Here is a 20,162-nt window from a genome sequence, read left to right on the forward strand (position 1 = left end):
AAGCTCGATGTCAGGACTCTCAGGACGGCCGCGCCCGAGACAGAAGTGGCTGAGGTGGCTCGCGGTACTGGGTCTGGTGGTGAGTGGCGGCGCGATCAGCGTCCCCACCGCGGCCGCCCACCCCGGTCACCCCGGTCACGAAGAAGCACCCGCAGCACCCGCCGCCATCCCGGCAGGCGACTACCAGCAGGTACAACTCGCTCTCGGTTCGGCCGAGTTGGGCGAGGCGATGTCACTCGCCGTACTGCCCGACCGCGCCGTCGTGCACACGGCGAGGGACGGCACGGTCCGCTACACGGACGCCGCGGGCAACACCAAATCGGCAGGCAAGCTGGACGTCTACACCCATGACGAGGAAGGTCTCCAGGGGATAGCCGCCGACCCGAATTTCCAGAGCAACCGGTATCTGTACCTGTACTACTCGCCCAAGCTCAGCACGCCGGGCGGCGACGCGCCCGTCACGGGCAACGCCGCGGCGTTCGAGCCGTGGAAGGGCCACCTCAACCTCTCGCGCTTCACGCTCAAGGCCGACAACACGCTCGACCTGGCCAGCGAGAAGGTCGTGCTCGAAGTCCCCAACGACCGTGGCCAGTGCTGCCACGTCGGCGGTGACATCGACTTCGACGCGCAGGGCAACCTCTATCTGACGACGGGCGACGACACGAACCCGTTCGAGTCGTCGGGCTACTCGCCGATCGACGAACGCACCGACCGCAACCCGCAGTTCGACGCCCAGCGCTCCTCGGGCAACACCAACGACCTGCGCGGCAAGGTGCTCCGCATCAAGCCGACCGCGGCCGGCGGCTACACCGTGCCCTCCGGCAACCTCTTCGCGGCCGGTACCGCGCGGACCCGTCCCGAGATCTACGCGATGGGCTTCCGCAACCCGTTCCGGATGTCCGTCGACAAGGCGACCGGCATCGTCTACCTCGGTGACTACGGCCCCGACGCCGGCGTCACCAACGCGAGCCGCGGGCCCAGCGGCCAGGTCGAGTTCAACCGCATCACCGGTCCCGGCAACTACGGCTGGCCGTACTGCACCGGCACGAACACGGCCAACGAGACGTACAGCGAGTACACCTTCCCGAGCGGCCCGTCCGCCGCGAAGTACAACTGCGCCGCGCCCGCGAACAACTCGTTCCGCAACACCGGTCTGGCGACCCTGCCCGCCGCCAAGTCGAGCTGGATCAAGTACGGCGGTGACGCGGGCACGCCGCCCGAGTTCGGCGGCGGCTCGGAGTCGCCCATGGGCGGTCCGGTCTACCGCTACGACGCCAACCTCAACTCGAACGTGAAGTTCCCGCAGTCGCTCGACGGCCGCTTCTTCGCCGGTGAGTACGGCCGCAAGTGGATCAAGGCCATCGAGGTCAAGTCCGACGGCACCCCCGGCGTCATCGAAGCCTTCCCGTGGACCGGCACCCAGGTCATGGACCAGGCGTTCGGCCCCGACGGTGCGCTGTACGTCCTGGACTACGGCACCGGCGGCAACAACCAGGCCCTGTACCGCGTCGAGTACGTCGGCGCCGCCAACCGCAACCCGGTCGCCAAGGCCGCCGCGGACAAGGTGTCCGGCCCCACCCCGCTGACCGTGGCGTTCTCCTCGGCCGGCAGCTCCGACCCCGAGGGCAAGGCCCTGACCTACTCGTGGAACTTCGGCGACGGCACCACCTCCACGGCCGCCAACCCGAGCCACACGTACACCACCAACGGCACCTTCCGGCCGACGCTCACGGTGCGGGACCCGGAGGGTCTGACCGGTACGGCGAGCCTGGTCGTCACGGCGGGCAACACCGCTCCGACGGTGACGCTGCAGACCCCCAAGGACGGCCAGCTGTTCTCCTTCGGTGACACCGTGCCCTTCCAGGTCACCGTCAGCGACCCGGAGGACGGGACCATCGACTGCTCCAAGGTCAAGGTCACCTATCTGCTCGGCCACGACGAGCACCGGCACCAGATCACCCAGGCCACCGGCTGCTCGGGCAATCTCAACGTGCCCGCCGACGGCGAGCACGACAGCGCGGCCAACATCTACGGCGTCTTCGACGCCGAGTACACCGACGGCGCCGGGCTGACCACGCACAGCGCCCGTATCCTCCAGCCCCGGCACCGCCAGGGTGAGCACTTCTCCGCCCAGTCCGGCGGCATCCAGGTCGCCGCGCACGGCAACGCCGAGGGCGGCAGCACCGTCGGCTTCACCGACAACAACGACTGGATCTCCTTCAAGCCCTACAACCTGGCCAACGCCAACAGGATCACCGCCCGCGTCGCGTCCGGCGGCGTCGGCGGCAGCCTGGAGGTACGGGCCGGGTCCGCGACGGGCACACTGCTCGGCACGGTGGCCGTGGCACCCACCGGCGGCTGGGAGAACTTCGTCGACGTGTCGGCGAATCTCACCAACGCCCCCGCCGCGACAACGGAGTTGTTCCTCGTCTTCAAGGGAGTGACCGGCCAGGGCAACCTCTTCGACGTCGACGCCTTCACCTTCGCCACCGGCACCAGCGGCACCAGCCAGACCGTCGAGGGCGAATCGTTCAGCTCGGGCCAGGGCGTCCAGGCGGCCGCTCACGCCCCGGCGAGCGGCGGCAACACGCTCGGCTACATCGAGAACGGCGACTGGGCGGGTTACGCCTCCGTCCCGACGGCCGGGACCAAGACCTTCTCCGCGAAGGTCTCCTCGGCCGGCGCGGGCGGCACCATCACGATCCGCTCGGGCTCGGCGACCGGAGCCGTCCTCGGCACCGTCGCCGTACCCAACACCGGGGGCTGGGAGACCTTCCAGAACGTCTCCACCGCCCTGACCGGTACCGGATCGTCCGGGGCGCTGTTCCTCACCTTCACCGGTGGGGCCGGCTCGCTCTTCGACGTCGACACCCTCACTCTCACCAAGTGACGCGAGTCAAGGAGACAGTGATGCTCCGTCAGCTCCGTACCCTGCCGAAGACCGCCGCGGCGGCCTTCGCCCTCACCCTCGGCCTCGCCGCGTCACTCCTGGCACCGGCCACCGCGGCCCAGGCCGCCGACCCCGCTTACAAGGTCCTCGTCTTCTCCAAGACGGCGGGCTTCCGCCACGACTCCATCCCCGTCGGTACCCAGACCATCCGCGACCTCGGCGCGGCCAACAACTTCACCGTCACCGCCACCGAGGACAGCAACGCCTTCACCACCGCCAATCTGGCCACTTTCAAGGCCGTCGTCTTCCTCTCCACCACCGGCGACGTCCTGAACGCCAGTCAGCAGTCGGCGCTCCAGGGGTACGTGGACGGTGGCGGCGGCTACTTCGGCGTCCACGCGGCGGCCGACACCGAGTACGAGTGGCCGCAGTACCAGCAGCTCGTCGGCGCCTGGTTCAAGAGCCACCCGGCGATCCAGCGGGCCACGGTGAAGAACGAGGACCGGTCGCACGCGGCCACCTCGCACCTGGGCCAGACCTGGTCCCGCACCGACGAGTGGTACAACTACCGCACCAATCCCCGCGCGCAGGTCCGCGTCCTGCAGAGCCTGGACGAGTCCAGCTACAGCGGCGGGGAGATGAGCGGCGACCACCCGATCACCTGGTGCCACCCGCAGGGCAACGGCCGGTCCTTCTACACCGGACTCGGCCACACCCAGGAGTCGTACGCCGACCCCGCGTTCCGTTCGCTGCTGCTCGGCGGCATCCGGTACGCGGCGGGCTTCGCCAAGGCCGACTGCCGCGCGGAGACCGGCTACACGACGCTCTACAACGGCTCGACCACCGGCTGGTCCCAGGCCGGACCGGGCAGCTTCACCAACACCGACGCCACGCTGAACGCGCAGGGCGGCATGGGCCTGTACTGGTACCGCGCGAAGGAGTACGCCTCGTACTCCCTCAAGCTGGACTGGCGCATGGCCGGGGACGACAACTCCGGTGTGTTCGTGGGCTTCCCGGCCTCCGACGACGTCAACACGTCGGTGAACCAGGGCTACGAGATCCAGATCGACTCCACCGACGCGGCCGACCGGACCACCGGGTCCGTCTACGGCTTCAAGGCGGCGGACATCGCGGCGCGGGACAACGCCCTCAACCCGCCGGGGAGTTGGAACGCGTACGAGATCCGGGTGGAGGGGGAGCGGCTCCAGGTCTTCCTCAACGGCGTAAGGATCAACGACTTCACCAACACCGACCCGGTGCGCTCGCTCCAGCAGGGGCACATCGGGATCCAGAACCACGGCACCGGTGACGACGTGTCCTTCCGCAACATCAGGATCAAGGAACTGGGCGGCACCACACCGCCCCAGTCGACCACCTACGAAGGGGAGTCCTACACCTCGGGGCAGGGCGTCCAGCCGGCCGACCACGCTCCGGCGAGCGGCGGCCGGACCCTCGGCTACATCGAGAACGGCGACTGGGCGGGCTACTCCCAGGCGTCGCTCAACGGAGCGAAGACCTTCGCCGCGAAGGTCTCGTCGGCCGGCGCGGGCGGCACCGTCACGATCCGCTCGGGCTCGGCGACCGGCACGGTCGTCGGCACGGTCGCGGTACCGAACACCGGTGGCTGGGAGACCTTCCAGAATGTGTCCACCACGCTGTCGGGCACACCGACCGGGCCGCTGTTCCTCAGCTTCACCGGTGGCGGCGGCTCCCTGTTCGACATCGACACCTTCACCGTCGGCAGATAGCGGCACGCGGCTTTTGGCTCGTGACGTGTGACTGACAGGCCGTAAGCGACCTACGGGACGGCCGAGTCGGCCCCCCGGCGTGAAACCCCCGGCCCGCGCAAGTTTAAGTATGTGAAAGGGCCAAACCCATTAACCCTCGGACAAAAAAAATCAAAAATAAGACACATGACCTTCACGCCGACTCCGATACCGTCCCGCACCCAGTACGTCCTGGAGGCGATCAAGCACGCCATCCTCACGGCGCGGCTCCGACCGGGTCAGGCGCTGGTCGAGGCCGAACTCGCCGCCCAGTTCGGCGTGTCCAAGACGCCCGTACGTGAAGCGCTCAAGACCCTCGCCGGTACCGGACTCGTCGTCATGAGCCAGTACAAGGGAGTTGTCGTACGGCATGTCGACGCGGCCATGGCCCGCGAGGTGTACGACGTCCGCCTGCTGCTCGAACCGGAGGCGCTGCGCCGCTCGGTGAGCCGTGCGGCCCGGCTCGACGCGGCCCAGGAGGCCCTGGACCGGGCCGAGTCGGCGGCGGACCGGGCGGACAGGTCGCTCGCCAACCGCGACTTCCACCGGGCACTCTATCTGCCCTGCGGCAACCCGCTGCTCGCCCGGCTGCTGGACGAGATCCGCGACCAGGCCGCGCTCGTGTCCACCGTGGCGTGGGCGGCCGTGCCGACCTGGGAGCGCGAGGCGGCCGAGCACCGCGAGATCCTGCGGCTCGCGGTCGCGGGCGACGCCACGGCCGCCGGGGACGCCCTCCACGACCACATCGCCTCGTTCGTGCGCCGCGCGTTCCCCGAGGAGGCGGCGCCCGTCAGCCCTTCGGACGTACCTGACGGCGGTGGACCCGTGCCTCCCACGGGGCGAGCGTGACCGTCTCGGTCGGCGGGCCGGGGTCCGGGACGTTGCCGATCAGCAGCTCGGTGTCCCGCCAGCCGTCGTCCGGCAGCTCGACCTCGGCCACGGCGCCGGTGAAGTTGCCGAGGACCAGCAGTTCGGTCGCCGTCCCGTCCGTCGCCACCAGCCGTCGGGTGAAGGCGTACACACGCGGGTCGTCCGGCAGCAGCATCGTGAAGTCGCCGTGCGCCACGGCCGGTTCGGAGTGCCGGAGCCCGATCAGCCGGCGGTAGTGGTGGAAGACGGACGACGGATCGCCGTACGCCGCCCGCGCGTTGATCTCGACGTGGTTCGGGTTGACCGGGATCCACGGGGTGCCGGTGGTGAATCCGGCGTGCGGTGAGGCGTCCCACTGCATCGGCGTACGGGCGTTGTCGCGCCCCATCGCCCGCAGCCCCGCCAGGACACGCGCCGGGTCGGTGCCCCCGTCGACCGCCTCCGCGTGGTGGTTGAGCGACTCGATGTCGCGGAAGTCGTCGATGGAGGTGAACGGGGCGTTGGTCATGCCCAGTTCCTCGCCCTGGTAGACGTACGGCGTGCCGCGGTGCAGATGCAGGACGGTGGCGAGCATCGTCGCGGACCTGACCCGGTGGCCGGGTCCGTCGTCGCCGAAGCGGGAGACGACGCGCGGCTGGTCGTGGTTGTTCCAGTAGAGGCTGTTCCAGCCGACCTCGCTGAGGCCGTCCTGCCAGCGGCCGAGCGACGCTTTGAGATCGAGCAGATTCAGCGGCCGTACGTCGAACTTGCCGTCACCGTGGTCGAGTCCGACGTGTTCGAACTGGAAGACCATGTCCACCTCGGCGCGGGCCGGGTCGGTGTAGAGCCGGGCCTCCTCGACGGTGACGCCCGGCATCTCGCCGACGGTGAGCAGCCGTTCAGGGCGCCCGGCGAATACCTCTCGGTGCGTCTCCTGGAGGAATTCGTGGATCCGGGGGCCCGCGCCGTGATGGGTGCGGTCGTGCAGCGCGGGGTCCTTCGAGATGAGGTTGATGACATCCATCCGGAAGCCGTCCACGCCCCGGTCGAGCCACCAGTTCATCATCCGGTGGACCGCCCCGCGCACCTCGGGATTCTCCCAGTTGAGGTCGGGCTGCTTGCGCGAGAAGAGATGCAGGTAGTACGCGCCGGCCGGCTCGTCGTACTCCCAGGCGGGGCCGGAGAAGAAGGAGCGCCAGTTGTTTGGCTCGGCGCCCGGGGTGCCGGGCTCCGCCCCGTCCCGCGCGGGCCGCCACCAGTACCAGTCGCGCTTGGGGCTGTCCGGCCCCTGCCGGGACTCGGTGAACCACGGGTGTTCGTCGGAGGTGTGATTGACGACGAGGTCCATGACCAGCTTCATGGAGCGCGCGTGGACGGCGGCGAGCAGGTCGTCGAAGTCCGCGAGCGTGCCGAAGGACGGATCGATGTCCTGGTAGTCGCTGATGTCGTAGCCGTTGTCGTCCTGCGGGGAGGGGTACACCGGCGACAGCCACAGGACGTCGACCCCGAGATCGGCGAGATGGTCCAGCCGGCCGATGATGCCGCGCAGGTCGCCCACGCCGTCCCCGTCGGAATCGGCGAAGCTGCGCGGATAGATCTGGTAGACGACCGCAGACTTCCACCAGGCTTCCGGGGAGGGGGAGTCGGTGCTGCTCACGTGCCTGAACCTCGCATGATGTCGGTGGTCGTGGGGACCGCGGTCGGAGCCGTTGAAGGACGCCGTTGAAGGACGCCGTTGCGGGACGCCGTCGCAGGAGGCCGGTCAGAGCCTGTACGCCTCCACGAGCACGAGACGTTCCGGGTGGAGCGTCGGGGCCCGCACCCCGGCGACGGCCAGCGTCCGGCCGGTCAGCTCCACCCCTTCCGGGCGCTCCCACCAGAGCGGGGCGGCCCGCGGGGATCCGTCGGCCCGGTGGCCGGGCCGGAGGGGCCGTACCCGGTAGCGGGCGTCCGGGTCGAGTCCGGGCAGCCGTACCGGGTCCGCCGGCGACGTCACGCTCGTCGCCGTCTGGACGAGGGCGTACAGCGCACGCGAACGGTCGGCCGCCACCACGCCGTGCACCCACAGCGCCGGATCGGGATGGTCGCCGTGCACGACGGTGCCGGAGTGCAGCAGCGGCCGAAGCTCCTTGTACGCGGCGACCCACTCGGCCAGCCGGGCGCGCTCGTCGGAGTCGGCGGCGGTGAGGTCCCACTCGATGCCGAAGTGCCCGAACAGGGCCGTCCCGGCCCGGAAGTCGAGGGTGTGGGTACGCCCGGTGGTATGCGCGACGGGCGAGCCGACGTGGGCGCCCTGGAGTTCGGGTGGCAGCAACAGCCCTGTCCAGCGCTGGATCTGCTGTCGTTCGAGCGCGTCGATGCAGTCGCTCGTCCAGACGCGGTCGGTGCGCTCCAGGATGCCGAGGTCGATCCTGCCGCCGCCGGAGGAGCAGGACTCGATCTCCAACCCGGGGTGCCGGGACCGCAGTTCGTCCAGGAGCCGGTACGCGGCCGCCGTCTGTACGTGGACCCCGGCCGCGCCCGTCGGACTGTGCCCGGCCTCCACGAGATCCCGGTTGTGATCCCACTTGAGATAGTCGATGTCGTACTCGCCGACCAGCGCGTCGAGGCGCTCCAGCAGATGGTCGTACGCCCCGGCGTGGCCGAGATCGAGCACCTGCTGCTGCCGGGATTCCGGCGGGAGGCGCCCGCCCGTCGCCAGGATCCACTCGGGGTGCGCACGGGCGAGGTCGGAGTCGGGGTTGACCATCTCGGGCTCGACCCACAGCCCGAACTCCATTCCCAGCGACCGGACATGGTCGACCAGCGGGTGCAGCCCCTCGGGCCAGACGGTCTCGTCCACGTACCAGTCGCCGAGCCCGGCGCGGTCGTGGCGGCGTCCCCTGAACCATCCGTCGTCCAGGACGAAACGCTCGGCGCCCACCTCGGCGGCGGCGTCCGCCAGGGCGGTGAGTCTGCCGAGGTCCTGCTGGAAGTAGACGGCCTCCCAGGTGTTGAGGGTGACCGGGCGGGGCCGGCGCGGATGCCGGGTCCTGGCGCGTAGCTGCTGGTGGAAGCGCCCGGCCAGTTCGTCGAGCCCGTGGCCGTACGACCCGACGATCCAGGGGCTCGTGTACGACTCGCCGCCCGCCAGCCGGACTTCGCCCGCGAGCAGGGTCTCCCCGGCGCCGAGCAGGGCCACCCCGGCGGGGGTGCGTTCGGCGAGGGTGCGGTGGTTGCCGCTCCACGCCACGTGCAGACCCCAGACCTCGCCCGTACGGAAACCGAATCCGCGCTCGCCCGCGAGATGCAGCAGCGTCGCGTCGGTGCCCGTGCGGCCCCGGCGGTTCTCCCGGAGGTGCGTACCGAGCGTGAACTGGTGCCGCTGCGGGCTCCGTTCGCGTACATGCCGGCCGGTGAGGTCGAGGATCTCGGTGGCGTGGGCGGGGACGGGGAGAGCGAGTAGCAGACCGTCGAGGACGTACGGGCGCTCGCCGGTGTCGCGGTTGGTGGCGGTGGCGCGCTGCCGTACGAGCCCGGAGGCGGTCAGCTCGATCTCCAGCACGAGTTCGAGCCGGGCGTGTTCGTCAACGGCGTCGACGGTGAGCTGGTGCGCCTCGGGGAGGTCGGGCGTGCGGACGGTACGGATCGAGCGGACGGTGAAGGCGGTGGAGAAGTCGGCGCCGTCGCGGTGGCCGGTGAGGCCCGGTGTACCGAGCCAGCCGGCCGAGTGCTCCGGCAGGAGGGAGAGCGGCACCGGCAGGTCGAGGGTGTTGGACATCTGCCGGGCGGCGCTCGCGGTGGCCAGCTCGGCGAGCCCGGCCGGGCCGATGTCCCCGAGGTCGTCGCCCCAGTGGAGGACCCGGGGCAGTCGGACACCGGTGCAGTCGAGGACCAGGCTCGTACCCGCGGCGCGGAGGTGGCGGTAGTCACGGGAGTGACCGGTGCGCATACGGGCTCCTCGGGTCGTCCGCCGTGTCAGGTTAGTTTCGGGGTGGAAGTTTCCGCTCGTCAATAGGTGGATGTCCTGCCCTCGCTATGGCTGGAACACGCCCCTCGCGGCATGTTTGCTTCCGGTGTGGAAGTAAACGGGGTGGGCTGACAGGATGGGCGGACCCCCGTTGCCGCAGGCGCCACAACGCGCCGGGCTCCTCGCGGAAGGCCGTCCCTTGCACGTGATGACACCGGCGCCGTGGACCCCGCTCTCCGGGGCCGCGCACGCCGTCGCCCTGGAAGTGCTGCTGCGCGGACCGCTGTCCCGCAGCGAACTCGCCCGCCGGCTCGACCTCTCCGCGGGCAGCCTCACCCGGCTGGCGAAGCCGCTTCTGGACAGCGGGCTCCTCGTCGAGTCGGGCACCACCAGCCACGAAGCGCGCGCCGGCCGCCCGACCCGTCCGCTCGACATCGTCGCCGACGCGCACCACTTCATCGGCGCCAAGATCACCCACGAGGACGTGCACGCCGTACTGACCACGCTCCGCGCCGAGGTCGTCGCCTCCGCGCGGGCGGACCTGCCCGGACGCGACCCGGACTCGGTCGTCGCCGTCCTGCGCGCGCTCACGGCCGAACTCGTCGCCGAACTCGCCCCGGAATCACGGCACATCACCGCCGCCGGCGTCAGTCTGGGCGGCAGCGTGGCCGACCGCGCGACGGTCACCGGAGCGCCGTTCCTGGGATGGGACGACGACGTCCCGCTGGGAGCCATGCTCTCCGCCGCGCTCAAGGTGCCCACCGCCGTCGACAACGACCTCCTCGCGCTCACCCGCGCCGAGCACTGGTTCGGCGCCGCACGAGGCCATGACCGGTTCGCGGTCCTCACCGTCGGCGCGGGCATCGGCTACGGCCTCGTCGTGCACGACCGCGTCGTGGACAGCCCGGACGCGGGCGTCGGCCTGCTCGGACACTTCCCCCTGGACCCCCTCGGACCGCTCTGCCCGCGAGGACACCGCGGCTGCGCCACCGCCATGCTGTCGACGGCCTCACTGCGCGCCGCCGCGTCGGTGGGACTGCGGCGAGACGTCCCGTACGACGAGTGCCTCGATCTGGCGGCCTCCGGCGACCCGGTGGCCGCGCCGCTGGTCATGGCCTCGGGGCGGGCACTGGGGCGGCTGATCGCGGCCGTCGCGAACCTCACCCTCACCACGGAGATCGTCCTGACCGGCGAGGGCGCACGGCTGGCGGAGGTGGCCCACGAGGCGCTGCGGGAGGGCCTGGCGTACGACCGGGATCCGCGCGCGGCGGCCGTCTCGCTCGACGTACGGCCGGTGGACTTCGGCCTGTGGGCGCGCGGCGCGGCGGTGACGGCCATCCAGGCGTATGTGCTGGGGCGTGTCCGACGGCACACGTAGTTGAGTCTCCCGCCGGGGGAGACCCGAGAGTGGGGGTCATGGACGGCGACACGCTCCACCCGATCGGCGAGCTGGCCCGGCGTACCGGGCTGACGGTCAAGACCATCAGGTTCTACTCCGACCGCGGGATCGTGCCGCCGGCCGGCCGCACCCCGGCCGGCTACCGCCTCTACGGCTCCGACGCCGTCGCACGCCTGGACCTCGTACGGACGCTGCGCGAACTGGGCCTGGACCTCCCCACGATCCGCAAGGTCGTGGACCGGGAACTGCCGCTGCCCGACGTCGCGGCGGCGCACGCGGCGGCGCTGGCCGTGCGGATCCGCGCGCTGCGCCTGCGGCACGCGGTGCTGACGGCGGTGGCCAGGCGCGGGTCCACACCTGAGGAGATGGAACACATGCATGAGCTGGCCGGACTTTCCGAGGACGAACGGCGCCGTCTCGTCGGCGACTTCCTCGACGCCGTCTTCGGCGGCACGGACGCGGGCCCCGCGTCGGCGGGCGAGATCGCGTGCCCCACAACGCGCCTCACGGCGGCCCCCGCAGCGGGCCCGCTGGCGGGCGTCATGCGGTCGATGACCCCCGAGCTGCCGGACGATCCCGCCGACGAACAGCTCGACGCGTGGCTGGAGTTGGCCGAGCTGTCCCGGGACCCGGACTTCCGCGCCGCCGTGCGGCGGCTGATGGAGGACGACGCTGCGGACCGCGCCGTGGCGGGGGCGGGAGCCGTGCCGCGCCGTGACCCCGTCGCGGTGGTACGTGACACGGCCGGCCCCGCCATGACGGCCGGGATCGACCCGGACTCACCACGGGCCGATCCGGTCGTCGCGTCCGTCACCGCCCACTACGCCGATCTCCTCGGCCGCCCGGACGACACCGCCCTCCGGCACCGGCTGCTCGCACGGCTGACGGCGGCGGGCGACCCCCGCAGGGAGCGGTACCTCCGACTCCTCGCCGTCATCAACGGATGGCAGGCTCCGGAGAGCCTGACGCCGGTCCTCGACTGGTTCGACCGAGCCCTGCGCGCCCGGACACCCGCCTAGGACGCCCCGTCACCACTGGTACGGAAGGTACTTCCCGTCCATCGTGATGACCACGCGGTCACCGGCCGGGTCCGGTACGCGCTGGACGTCGAGGCGGAAGTTGATGGCGCTCATGATGCCGTCGCCGCACTGCTCGTGGATCAGTTCCTTGATGGTCGGACCGTAGACCTGGACGACCTCGTACAGTCGGTAGATCGTCGGGTCGACCGGCACGGCGGCGTCCAACGCCCCGCGCGAAGGCTGGAGTTGGAAGGCGAGAGCGGCATCGTCCCCGAGTTCGAGGAGCGCCGCCGCGGTGGCCGCCTCGTCCTTCCCCATCGGGTGCTGGCCGAGGAGCGCGGCCGTGGTCCAGGCGAGCGGTTTGCCCACCGCGTCGGCGAGTTGGGCCCAGGTGATCCCGGTCGTCACCTTGGCCCGGCGGACGGCCTCGGCGGCTTCGTGCTTGCTGAGCATGTGCATCTCCATTCCCGGACTGCGGCCTGGTAGCACGCGGCCACAGCATAGGAGAGGCACGACAGGAGGGGTACGGCCCGTCTCCGCGACATGGCTGCTCACGGTGGTGGTTCACCGGGGCGGACGCGGAGACTCACGAACGGACCGTTCAGGACAGGGACTTGCGCGCCTTGCGGAGCGCGTAGAGCTGGAGATCGGCGAATCCCAGCACCGCCACCGCCTGGACCACGATCAGCGCCGTGCCCAGCCCGGTCGGGTCGAGCCACCCGGCGGCGGCCGTCACCACGCTGAGCGCGAACCACGCCAGGTTGCTGCCGATCACCGTCCACACCGCCGTACGGCGCGGCGCCCGCGCGGAGCCGATCCAGGCCACGAAGACCGCGTAGAGGACCAGGAACGCACCGATCCCGGCGAGGAACGCGACCGGCAGCCCCAGCACCGAGTCCAGCGCGGCGCAGCCGATCAGCGCGGCGGCCCCCACGGCGCCGGTGGCGACGGCGTCGAGCCGCAGCGCCAGGCGCAACAGACCGGTATCGCCGCGTACGACGGTGGAATCGGTGGACGGGGCCGTCAGCGACGGGGCGCGGGCACCGAACGAATCCGACGAACTCATGGGTTCCTCCTCGGGGAAGCGGCTTGACTCCCCTGATGGTTCTCGAAGACGCCGTCCTGGTCGATTACCCGTCAGGTAATGGGCGGCGGGGAGTCCGGCGCAGGACCCGGCAGAAGATCCGGCAGGGAGTCGAGGAACGCGCCGAGCACCGCGTCGAACTCCGCCCGCCGCTCCAGGTTGGGCAGATGCCCGGCACCCTCGATCACCGCGAGCGTCGCGCCGGGTATCCCCTCGCTCATCACCCGCGCGTCGGCGACCGGCGTGTAGACGTCCTCGCTGCCGACCACGACGAGCGCCGGCACCGCCACCCGCCCCAACATGCCGACGTAGTCGGGCCGTTCGGCCCGGCCCCGCAGCGCCGCCGCCGCGCCCTCGGGCGGCGCGCCGCGCATCATGTCCCGTACGTGCCCGGCCACCGCCGGCAGGGCCTCGACGTTGTGCGGCGCCACCATCTTCGTCAGCACCTCGTCCGCGTACGGCCCCATGCCTTCCCGCAGCAGCCGGTCGGCCATCGCGTTGCGTGCCAGCTTGCCGGGCTCCGTCTCGGCGGCGGCGAAGGTGTCGGCCAGCACCAGAGCCCGGACCCGTTCGGGGAAGAGCCGGTAGAACTCCAGGACGATCTGACCACCCATGGAGAGCCCGGCCAGCACGACGCGGTCGACGCCCAGCCGGTCGAGCAGCGCCGCGAGGTCCCAGGCGAAGGTGGTGAGTGTCGTCCTGCCGGGGACGACGGTGCTCCCGCCGTAGCCGCGCAGATCGGCGGCGATCACCCGCCGCCCGGGGCCGGCGAACGTCTCGATCTGGGGCCCCCACATGGAGCGGTCGAACGGGTGGCCGTGGACGAGAACCAGAACGTCACCGTCGCCCCTGGCCTCGTCGCCCCCGGCCTCGCCCCCGCCCGCGTCGTCGTAGGCCAGGGTGATGTCGTACAGCGTCGTGGTGCTCATGCCCGCGTCCCTCGTCCCTCGTCGGTGCTTGAATCCATGCCGTCCCGCTTGCCTTCTCGATGCTATGTGGTGCAATATCTCGATGCAATGCTGAAATTGCCCTCGGTGCAATTATGGTGTTGATGGTAAGCAATGCGCCGCCGGGAGCGGCGCGGGAGGGAGTGCCATGGAGGACTACCGCCTGATCGCCGACCAGCTCGCGGCCGACATCCGGGCCGGGCGCCTGAGCCCGGGGGAGCGGCTGCCACCGCAGCGGCCGTTCGCCCGGAGCCGTAACATCGCCAACTCCACAGCCGCCAGGGTCTACGGCGAACTGATCCGGCGCGGGCTGGCCGTCGGCGAGGTGGGCCGGGGGACCTTCGTACGCGCCGCGCCGCCCGGACCGCAGCCGACACTCACCGAGCCCAGCGAGGCCAGGGTCGACCTGGAGGTCAACTTCCCCGTCCTGCCGGAACAGGCCGAGCTGCTCGCCGCCGGTATGGCGCGGCTGCAACGCCCCGATGTACTGGCGGAGAGCCTTCAACCCCTCGGCGGATCCGGGTCGCCCGCCGCCCGCGAGGCCGCCGCGTCCCTCCTCGCCCGCGCCGGCTGGACCCCGGAACCGGAGCGGATCCTCTTCGCGGGCAACGGCCGCCAGGCGATCGCGGCGGCTCTCGCGGCCTGTGTCCCGGCCGGGGAACGGCTCGGTGTCGAGGAGTTCACCTACCCCGTCGTCAAAGGCATCGCCGCCCACCTCGGGATCACCCTCGTCCCGCTCGCCATGGACGAGCACGGACTGCTGCCGGAAGCCCTGGCCGACGCCCCGCCACTGCGGGCCGTCTATCTGCAGCCGACGCTCCACAACCCGCTGGGCATGACGATCCCGCCGGCCCGCCGGGCCCAACTCGTCGAAACAGCAAGGGCGTTGGACCTGTACCTCATCGAGGACGCCATCTACGGATTCCTCCGCGACGACGTGCCACCGCTCGCGACCCTCGCCCCCGAACGCACGATCGTCCTGGACAGCATGTCCAAGCGGCTCGCGCCCGGCCTGACCCTGGGGTACGCCGTGGCGCCGCCCGGCTTCGAGCAGCGCCTGGCCTCGGCCCTGCGCTCGGGAGCCTGGGCGACATCCCGGTTCGCCCTCGACGCCGCGACCGGATGGACGACCGACGGCACCGCCGACGCGATCGGCCGGGCCAAGCGCGCCGACGCGGCGGAGCGCCAGCGCGTCAGGGCCGAGAGCCTGGCCGGCTTCACCGTGCACGCCGACCCCCGCGGCTACCACTGCTGGTGGGAGCTGCCCGACCACTGGCGGGCCGAGACGTTCGTCGCCGCGGCCGCCCGCCTCGGCATCGCCATCGCGCCCGGCGCCGCGTTCACCGTCGGCACCGGCCGCGCGCCCAACGCCGTCCGCCTCGCCCTGGGCACCCCCTCCCACCGCACGCTCTCCGACGCCCTGGACCTCCTCGCCACCCTGGCGCGCGGCACACCGGAGGACGCCGCGCCGGAATGACCGCGGGCTCGGCACCGATCCCGTACGGGCCAACCCCACGGGCGACCCGCCCGGAACACGGCTGGAATGGGCGGGTGACCGCACCTCCCGACGACTGCCTCGCGCACAACGACTGGATCTGCGGCGCCTACCTCACCAGCCGCCGGCACATCCTCTGGGACGCGGTCCTCCAGCATCTCCAGCTCACCGTGGTCTCCGTCCTCATCGGGCTCGCCCTCGCCGTACCGCTCGCCCTCGCGGCCCGGCGGTGGCGCTGGGCATCGGGACCGGTGCTCGGCATCACCACCGTGCTCTACACGATCCCGTCGCTCGCGATGTTCTCGCTGCTGCTGCCGGTGTACGGGCTGTCCGCCTCGCTCGTCGTCGCCGGCCTCGTCCTCTACTCGCTCACCCTGCTCGTACGGAACATCCTGGCCGGGCTGCGCGCCGTCCCCGAGGAGACCCGGCAAGCTGCGCGCGGCATGGGGTACGGGCCGGTCAGACTGCTCCTGACCGTCGAGCTGCCGCTGGCGCTGCCCGCCTCGATGGCGGGCCTGCGCATCGCCACCGTCTCGGCGGTCTCCCTCGTCACCATCGGCGCGATCGTCGGGTACGGCGGGCTCGGCAATCTCATCTACGCCGGGATGAACACCTTCTTCAAGGCGCAGGTCCTCACCGCGTCCGTCCTCTGCGTGATCATCGCGATCCTCGCCGACCTGCTGCTCCTCGCGGTCCAGCGGGCACTCACTCCCTGGGCGAGGAAGCCGAGGAGGCGGAGCGCGTGAACACCCTCTCCGACGCCTGGTCCTGGCTCACCAGCGGCTCCCACTGGTCCGGCTCCGACGGCATCTGGAACCGGCTCGGCGAACACCTCTTCCTCACCGTCGTCTGTCTGCTCATCAGCTGCGCCGTCGCGCTGCCCGTCGCACTCGTCCTCGGCCACCTCGGCAAGGGCGGCGCGCTGGCCGTCAACATCTCCAACGTCGGCCGGGCCGTCCCCACGTTCGCCGTCCTGGTCCTGCTGCTCCTCACCCCGATCGGACAGTACGGCGACTGGCCGACGATCATCGCGCTCGTCCTCTTCGCGATCCCGCCGCTGCTCACCAACGCCTACGTCGGGATGCGGGGCGTGGACGCCGATGTCGTACGGGCCGCCCGGGGCATGGGTATGACCGGCCGTCAGCTGCTGGTCCGGGTCGAACTGCCCCTGGCGGCACCGCTGATCCTCACCGGCGTACGGATCGCCGCCGTCCAGCTCGTGGCCACGGCGACGATCGCCGCGCTGGTGGGAGGCGGCGGGCTCGGCAGGATCATCACCGCGGGGTTCAACCTGGCGTCCACGCCGATGGTCGTCGCGGGCGCCGTGCTCGTGGCGGTGTTCGCGCTCCTGGTCGAAGCGGTCTTCGAGGTGGCGCAGCGGCTCGCCCCGCGGTGGGTGAGAGGCGGCACCGGATGAGCCCGCGCCGTACGGTCCGCACGTCTCTCGCCGCCGCCGTACTCCTCACGCTGACCACCGTGGCCTGCGACACGGGGCCCTCCCTGGAGAACCAGGGCACGGTCACCGCCTCGCCCGGCGACAGCAAGGACCTGACCATCGGCTCGGCCGGCTTCACCGAGAGCGACCTGCTGGCCCAGATGTACGCGCTCCTCCTCGGCCGGGCCGGTTACCGCACCAAGATCCTCTCCGTCACCAACCGCGAGCTGTACGAACCCGCCCTGGAGAGCGGCCAGATCGACGTCGTGCCGGAGTACGCCGCCACCTTCGCCGACTGGCTGAACGCCAAGGCGAACGGCGCCGACGCCGGGACTGTCGGCTCACCGGACCTGGACGCCACCATGAAGGCGCTGCGCGAACTGGCCGCGAAGCGCGGGCTCGACGTGCTGAACCCGGGCCGCGCCGTCGACCAGAACGCGTACGCCGTCAGCGCCGCGTACGCGAGGAAGCACCGGCTGAAGACGCTCTCCGACCTCGGACGCGCCAAGCTGCCCGTACGGCTGGCGGCAGGCGACGAGTGCGTACAACGCGCCTACTGCGCACCGGGGTTGAAGAAGACGTACGGCATCCGGATCACCGGCATCGACCCCAAGGGCCTGGGCACCACCCCGTCCAAGCGGGCCGTGCAGAACGGGCAGGACCAGATGGTCGTCACCACGACCACCGACGGGACGCTCGCCGAGTTCGGTCTCGTCATCCTCGCCGACGACAAGCACCTCCAGAACGCCGACTACATCGTGCCCGTCGTCAACCGGTCCAGGGCGGGCGCCAAGGGCGTACGGAATGCCCTCAACCGGCTCAACACCGTGCTGACGACCAAGGATCTGGCGTCGATGAACGAACAGGTGGACAGCTGGCGGCGGCTGCCCGAGGACGTCGCCGAGAACTACCTCAAGAGCAAGAGGCTGATCCCCGGCGGGTGATCAACCGTCGCCTGTCGGGCCGTGGTGGCTGCTGATCACCCATCCTCCGTCAGACCGTCAGACCGTCAGACCGTCAGACCGTCAGGCGGCTCGGCAGCCAGCCCAGTTGGGCCTCCTCCTGGTAAGCCTCGCCGCCCTCATGGCCGTTGAACTCGTACACCTCGATCGTCCGGTCCTCGTGCGGATAGGCGTTGAACGCCGCGAACACCGTCGACGGCGGGCAGGTCTGGTCCTCCAGAGCCGCCGAGAACATCGCGGGGGCCCGGCCGCGCGCCGCGAAGTGAACCCCGTCGAAGTAGCTGAGCGTCCGCCGGACCTGCTCGCCCCGGCGGCGGTAGGTGTGGAGATAGCTGCCCACCTCCCGGTACGGATGCCGGTCGGTGAGCGTCGTCGCCCGCGGGAAGTCGCAGAGGAACGGCACGTCGGGTGCGATCGCCACCAGGTCCGGCACCAGTCCGGCCACGGCCAGCGTGATCCCGCCGCCCTGGCTGCGCCCGATCGCGGCCGTACGGGACGCGTCGGCCAGCGGATGGGAGCGGGCCGCCTCCACCGCGCGGACCGCGTCGGTGAAGACCCGGCGGTAGTAGAACTCCCGCGGGTCCTCGATGCCCCGGGTCAGAAAGCCGGGGAACGAGGACGCGCTGCCCACCGGGTCCGGAGTGTCACTGCCGCCCCACCCGGCGCCCTGCCCCCGGGTGTCCATCACGAAGTACGCGAAGCCGGCCGACGGCCAGAGCAGCCGGGAGTGGGGCAGCCCGCGCCCGCCCCCGTAACCGACGAACTCCACCACCACGGGCAGCGGTTCACGGGTCCCCGCCGGCAGGACGAACCAGCCCTTGACCGGGTGGCCGCCGAAGCCCGCGAAGGTCACGTCGTACACCTCCACGGTCGACAGCGCCGTCGCGACGGGCTCGAAGCGGGCGGCCAGCTCGTGGGTGCGGGTCTCGGCGAGCGTCGTCGCCCAGAAGGCGTCGAAATCGGCCGGTTCCACGGACCGGCTGCGGTAGTTCCGAAGCTCGTCGAGGGGGAGATCGAACAGGGCCATGTGCGGGATCACCTCGTGTTCAGCGGGCAGACGATCACACCGTACGGTCCCGGCCGCCGACGAAGAAGAGGCCGGAAGAACTCTTGACCGATGTCTTGACCCCTGCGTTCCGGAGGTCCACAGTACTCGTTAATGCGCATTACTAATACGCATTAACGATCCGGAGGAACACGGTGGAGGAACCCAGGAAGCGGGCCCGGCCGGGCCGGACCCCCGCACCCACGGGCCGTACGTCGCGGCCACGCCAGGCCGAGGTCGCCAGGCTCGCCGGGGTCTCACAGGCCACGGTCTCGCTGGTGCTCGGGGCGCGGAAGCAGGGCGCCACGATCTCCGAGGAGACCCGGCGCAAGGTGCTCGACGCGGTACGCAGCCTCGGCTATGTCCCCGATCCGGCGGCCAGCCGGCTCGCCGCCGCGCGCAACAATCTGCTCGGCGTCTTCAGCTTCACCTCCACCTTCCCGACCGACGTGCAGCACTCGTACTACCCGTTCCTCGTCGGCGTCGAGCAGGAAGCGGCGGCGCGCGGCTACGACCTGGTGCTGTTCACCGGCTCCAGCACGGGCGGCGCGGGGGCCGCCGGACCGCACGCGCTGAACCGGGTACGGCTCGCCGACGGCTGCCTCTTCCTCGGCCGCCACGCGCCCGCCGACGAACTGCTCCGCCTGGTCGCCGACGGCTTCCCCGTGGTCCACCTCGGCCGCCGGGACGAGCTGGAGGGGCTGGCCTGGGTCGGCGCCGACTACGTCAGCGCCAGCAAGGAGGTCGTCAGCCACCTCGCCGGCCTCGGCCACCGGCGGATCGTGCTCGTACGGGAGGACGACGAGGCCCCCGCGTCCACCGACCGTGAGCACGGCTTCCTAAAGGGCCTGGAAGAGGCCGGACTGCCCGGCGGTCCGGCGGCCGTCTTCCGCTCCGCCGACCCGGAGCACGACCTCACCGCCGAGCGGCTGCGCGGCTGGCTCGACGACGGCGTCACCGCGTTCGTCGCCGAGGAGACCGACACCGGCGACGCCTGGCGCGCGCTGCACGGCGCCGCGCACTTCGTCGGCATCGACTGCCCGCGCGACGCCTCCCTCGCGTTGCTCGGCAGCCCGCCGCCGGACCTGTCCGACGGACCGACGCCCACCGGATTCGACATCCCCCGGCCGCAGTTGGGCGCCGCCGCCGTGCGGATGCTCGCCGCGCTCGTGGCGGGGGAGCGGGCCACCGAACCGCTGGTGGCCTGCGCCTTCCGGCCCGGCACCACGGCGGGAGCACCACCCGTCCACCACTGACCGCACCGACCGTCGCACCAAGCGCCGACGCACACAACAAGCCCCGTCGCACCAAGCACCGACGCA

The 20,162-nt window shown here is 71.3% G+C and carries 16 protein-coding genes; 10 read left to right on the plus strand and 6 right to left on the minus strand.

Annotation, left to right across the window (positions count from 1 at the left end; translation table 11 throughout):
• Positions 1-7: 7 nt before the first annotated feature.
• The 3 genes from ACFUN8_RS17995 (at position 8) to ACFUN8_RS18005 (ending at position 5,505) form a co-directional block, all read left to right on the plus strand.
• Entirely contained in the window at positions 8-2,890 is a 2,883-nt protein-coding gene (locus tag ACFUN8_RS17995; RefSeq protein WP_383637971.1) for a carbohydrate-binding protein, read from the plus strand.
• 20 nt (positions 2,891-2,910) lie between these two features.
• Complete coding sequence (locus ACFUN8_RS18000; RefSeq protein WP_383637974.1) at positions 2,911-4,638, plus strand: ThuA domain-containing protein; 1,728 nt, start codon at positions 2,911-2,913, stop codon at positions 4,636-4,638.
• 165 nt (positions 4,639-4,803) lie between these two features.
• On the plus strand, positions 4,804-5,505 hold the full coding sequence (locus ACFUN8_RS18005; RefSeq protein WP_383637977.1) for a GntR family transcriptional regulator: 702 nt from the start codon (positions 4,804-4,806) through the stop codon (positions 5,503-5,505).
• Here the strand turns inward: ACFUN8_RS18005 and ACFUN8_RS18010 are convergent.
• Entirely contained in the window at positions 5,447-7,162 is a 1,716-nt protein-coding gene (locus ACFUN8_RS18010) for an alpha-glucosidase (protein WP_383637980.1), read from the minus strand. The genes ACFUN8_RS18005 and ACFUN8_RS18010 overlap by 59 nt on opposite strands.
• A gap of 105 nt (positions 7,163-7,267) precedes the next feature.
• Positions 7,268-9,436, minus strand: a complete 2,169-nt coding sequence (locus ACFUN8_RS18015) for an alpha-galactosidase (RefSeq protein ID WP_383637983.1) — start codon at positions 9,434-9,436, stop codon at positions 7,268-7,270.
• 226 nt (positions 9,437-9,662) lie between these two features.
• Here ACFUN8_RS18015 and ACFUN8_RS18020 point away from each other — a divergent pair, with 226 nt between their 5' ends.
• Both ACFUN8_RS18020 and ACFUN8_RS18025 read left to right on the plus strand, forming a co-directional pair.
• Positions 9,663-10,832, plus strand: coding sequence for an ROK family protein (locus tag ACFUN8_RS18020; RefSeq protein ID WP_383637986.1), 1,170 nt, complete (start codon positions 9,663-9,665; stop codon positions 10,830-10,832).
• Positions 10,833-10,870: 38 nt separating this feature from the next.
• Positions 10,871-11,872 (plus strand): MerR family transcriptional regulator, encoded by a 1,002-nt coding sequence (locus ACFUN8_RS18025; RefSeq protein ID WP_383637989.1) that lies wholly within the window; start codon positions 10,871-10,873, stop codon positions 11,870-11,872.
• 9 nt (positions 11,873-11,881) lie between these two features.
• Here the strand turns inward: ACFUN8_RS18025 and cynS are convergent, their stop codons facing one another.
• The 3 genes from cynS to ACFUN8_RS18040 all read right to left on the minus strand — a co-directional run bounded on the left by cynS (position 11,882) and on the right by ACFUN8_RS18040 (position 13,885).
• A complete protein-coding gene (gene cynS, locus ACFUN8_RS18030; protein WP_383637992.1) occupies positions 11,882-12,325 on the minus strand; it encodes a cyanase in 444 nt (147 codons plus the stop codon).
• A 148-nt stretch (positions 12,326-12,473) separates the two neighbouring features.
• Entirely contained in the window at positions 12,474-12,938 is a 465-nt protein-coding gene (locus tag ACFUN8_RS18035; protein WP_383637995.1) for a hypothetical protein, read from the minus strand.
• Positions 12,939-13,009: 71 nt separating this feature from the next.
• Complete coding sequence (locus ACFUN8_RS18040; RefSeq protein ID WP_383637998.1) at positions 13,010-13,885, minus strand: alpha/beta fold hydrolase; 876 nt, start codon at positions 13,883-13,885, stop codon at positions 13,010-13,012.
• Positions 13,886-14,051: 166 nt separating this feature from the next.
• On the opposite strand from ACFUN8_RS18040, the gene ACFUN8_RS18045 reads away from it, so the two are divergent.
• The 4 genes from ACFUN8_RS18045 (at position 14,052) to ACFUN8_RS18060 (ending at position 17,777) form a co-directional block, all read left to right on the plus strand.
• On the plus strand, positions 14,052-15,380 hold the full coding sequence (locus ACFUN8_RS18045; protein WP_383638001.1) for a PLP-dependent aminotransferase family protein: 1,329 nt from the start codon (positions 14,052-14,054) through the stop codon (positions 15,378-15,380).
• A gap of 74 nt (positions 15,381-15,454) precedes the next feature.
• On the plus strand, positions 15,455-16,144 hold the full coding sequence (locus ACFUN8_RS18050; protein ID WP_383638004.1) for an ABC transporter permease: 690 nt from the start codon (positions 15,455-15,457) through the stop codon (positions 16,142-16,144).
• Positions 16,141-16,815: an ABC transporter permease gene (locus tag ACFUN8_RS18055; RefSeq protein ID WP_383638008.1), complete on the plus strand. Its 675-nt coding sequence runs from the start codon at positions 16,141-16,143 to the stop codon at positions 16,813-16,815. The genes ACFUN8_RS18050 and ACFUN8_RS18055 overlap by 4 nt, the downstream gene beginning before the upstream one ends.
• Complete coding sequence (locus tag ACFUN8_RS18060; RefSeq protein WP_383638011.1) at positions 16,812-17,777, plus strand: ABC transporter substrate-binding protein; 966 nt, start codon at positions 16,812-16,814, stop codon at positions 17,775-17,777. The genes ACFUN8_RS18055 and ACFUN8_RS18060 overlap by 4 nt, the downstream gene beginning before the upstream one ends.
• Positions 17,778-17,850: 73 nt before the next feature.
• Here the strand turns inward: ACFUN8_RS18060 and ACFUN8_RS18065 are convergent, their stop codons facing one another.
• Positions 17,851-18,822 (minus strand): acetylxylan esterase, encoded by a 972-nt coding sequence (locus ACFUN8_RS18065; RefSeq protein WP_383638014.1) that lies wholly within the window; start codon positions 18,820-18,822, stop codon positions 17,851-17,853.
• A 173-nt stretch (positions 18,823-18,995) separates the two neighbouring features.
• On the opposite strand from ACFUN8_RS18065, the gene ACFUN8_RS18070 reads away from it, so the two are divergent.
• Positions 18,996-20,096, plus strand: a complete 1,101-nt coding sequence (locus ACFUN8_RS18070) for a LacI family DNA-binding transcriptional regulator (protein WP_383638017.1) — start codon at positions 18,996-18,998, stop codon at positions 20,094-20,096.
• Positions 20,097-20,162: the final 66 nt, after the last annotated feature.

This window comes from Streptomyces sp. NPDC057307, assembly GCF_042667665.1.
Taxonomy (GTDB): Bacteria; Actinomycetota; Actinomycetes; order Streptomycetales; family Streptomycetaceae; genus Streptomyces.

Excerpts from the sequence above, each read along its gene's own strand:
- ACFUN8_RS17995 (WP_383637971.1), top strand. The coding sequence starts at position 8 with ATGTCAGGACTCTCAGGACGGCCGCGCCCGAGACAGAAGTGGCTGAGG.
- ACFUN8_RS18000 (WP_383637974.1), top strand. The coding sequence starts at position 2,911 with ATGCTCCGTCAGCTCCGTACCCTGCCGAAGACCGCCGCGGCGGCCTTC.
- ACFUN8_RS18005 (WP_383637977.1), top strand. The coding sequence starts at position 4,804 with ATGACCTTCACGCCGACTCCGATACCGTCCCGCACCCAGTACGTCCTG.
- ACFUN8_RS18015 (WP_383637983.1), bottom strand. The coding sequence starts at position 9,436 with ATGCGCACCGGTCACTCCCGTGACTACCGCCACCTCCGCGCCGCGGGT.
- ACFUN8_RS18020 (WP_383637986.1), top strand. The coding sequence starts at position 9,663 with ATGACACCGGCGCCGTGGACCCCGCTCTCCGGGGCCGCGCACGCCGTC.
- ACFUN8_RS18025 (WP_383637989.1), top strand. The coding sequence starts at position 10,871 with ATGGACGGCGACACGCTCCACCCGATCGGCGAGCTGGCCCGGCGTACC.
- cynS (WP_383637992.1), bottom strand. The coding sequence starts at position 12,325 with ATGCTCAGCAAGCACGAAGCCGCCGAGGCCGTCCGCCGGGCCAAGGTG.
- ACFUN8_RS18035 (WP_383637995.1), bottom strand. The coding sequence starts at position 12,938 with ATGAGTTCGTCGGATTCGTTCGGTGCCCGCGCCCCGTCGCTGACGGCC.
- ACFUN8_RS18040 (WP_383637998.1), bottom strand. The coding sequence starts at position 13,885 with ATGAGCACCACGACGCTGTACGACATCACCCTGGCCTACGACGACGCG.
- ACFUN8_RS18045 (WP_383638001.1), top strand. The coding sequence starts at position 14,052 with ATGGAGGACTACCGCCTGATCGCCGACCAGCTCGCGGCCGACATCCGG.
- ACFUN8_RS18060 (WP_383638011.1), top strand. The coding sequence starts at position 16,812 with ATGAGCCCGCGCCGTACGGTCCGCACGTCTCTCGCCGCCGCCGTACTC.
- ACFUN8_RS18065 (WP_383638014.1), bottom strand. The coding sequence starts at position 18,822 with ATGGCCCTGTTCGATCTCCCCCTCGACGAGCTTCGGAACTACCGCAGC.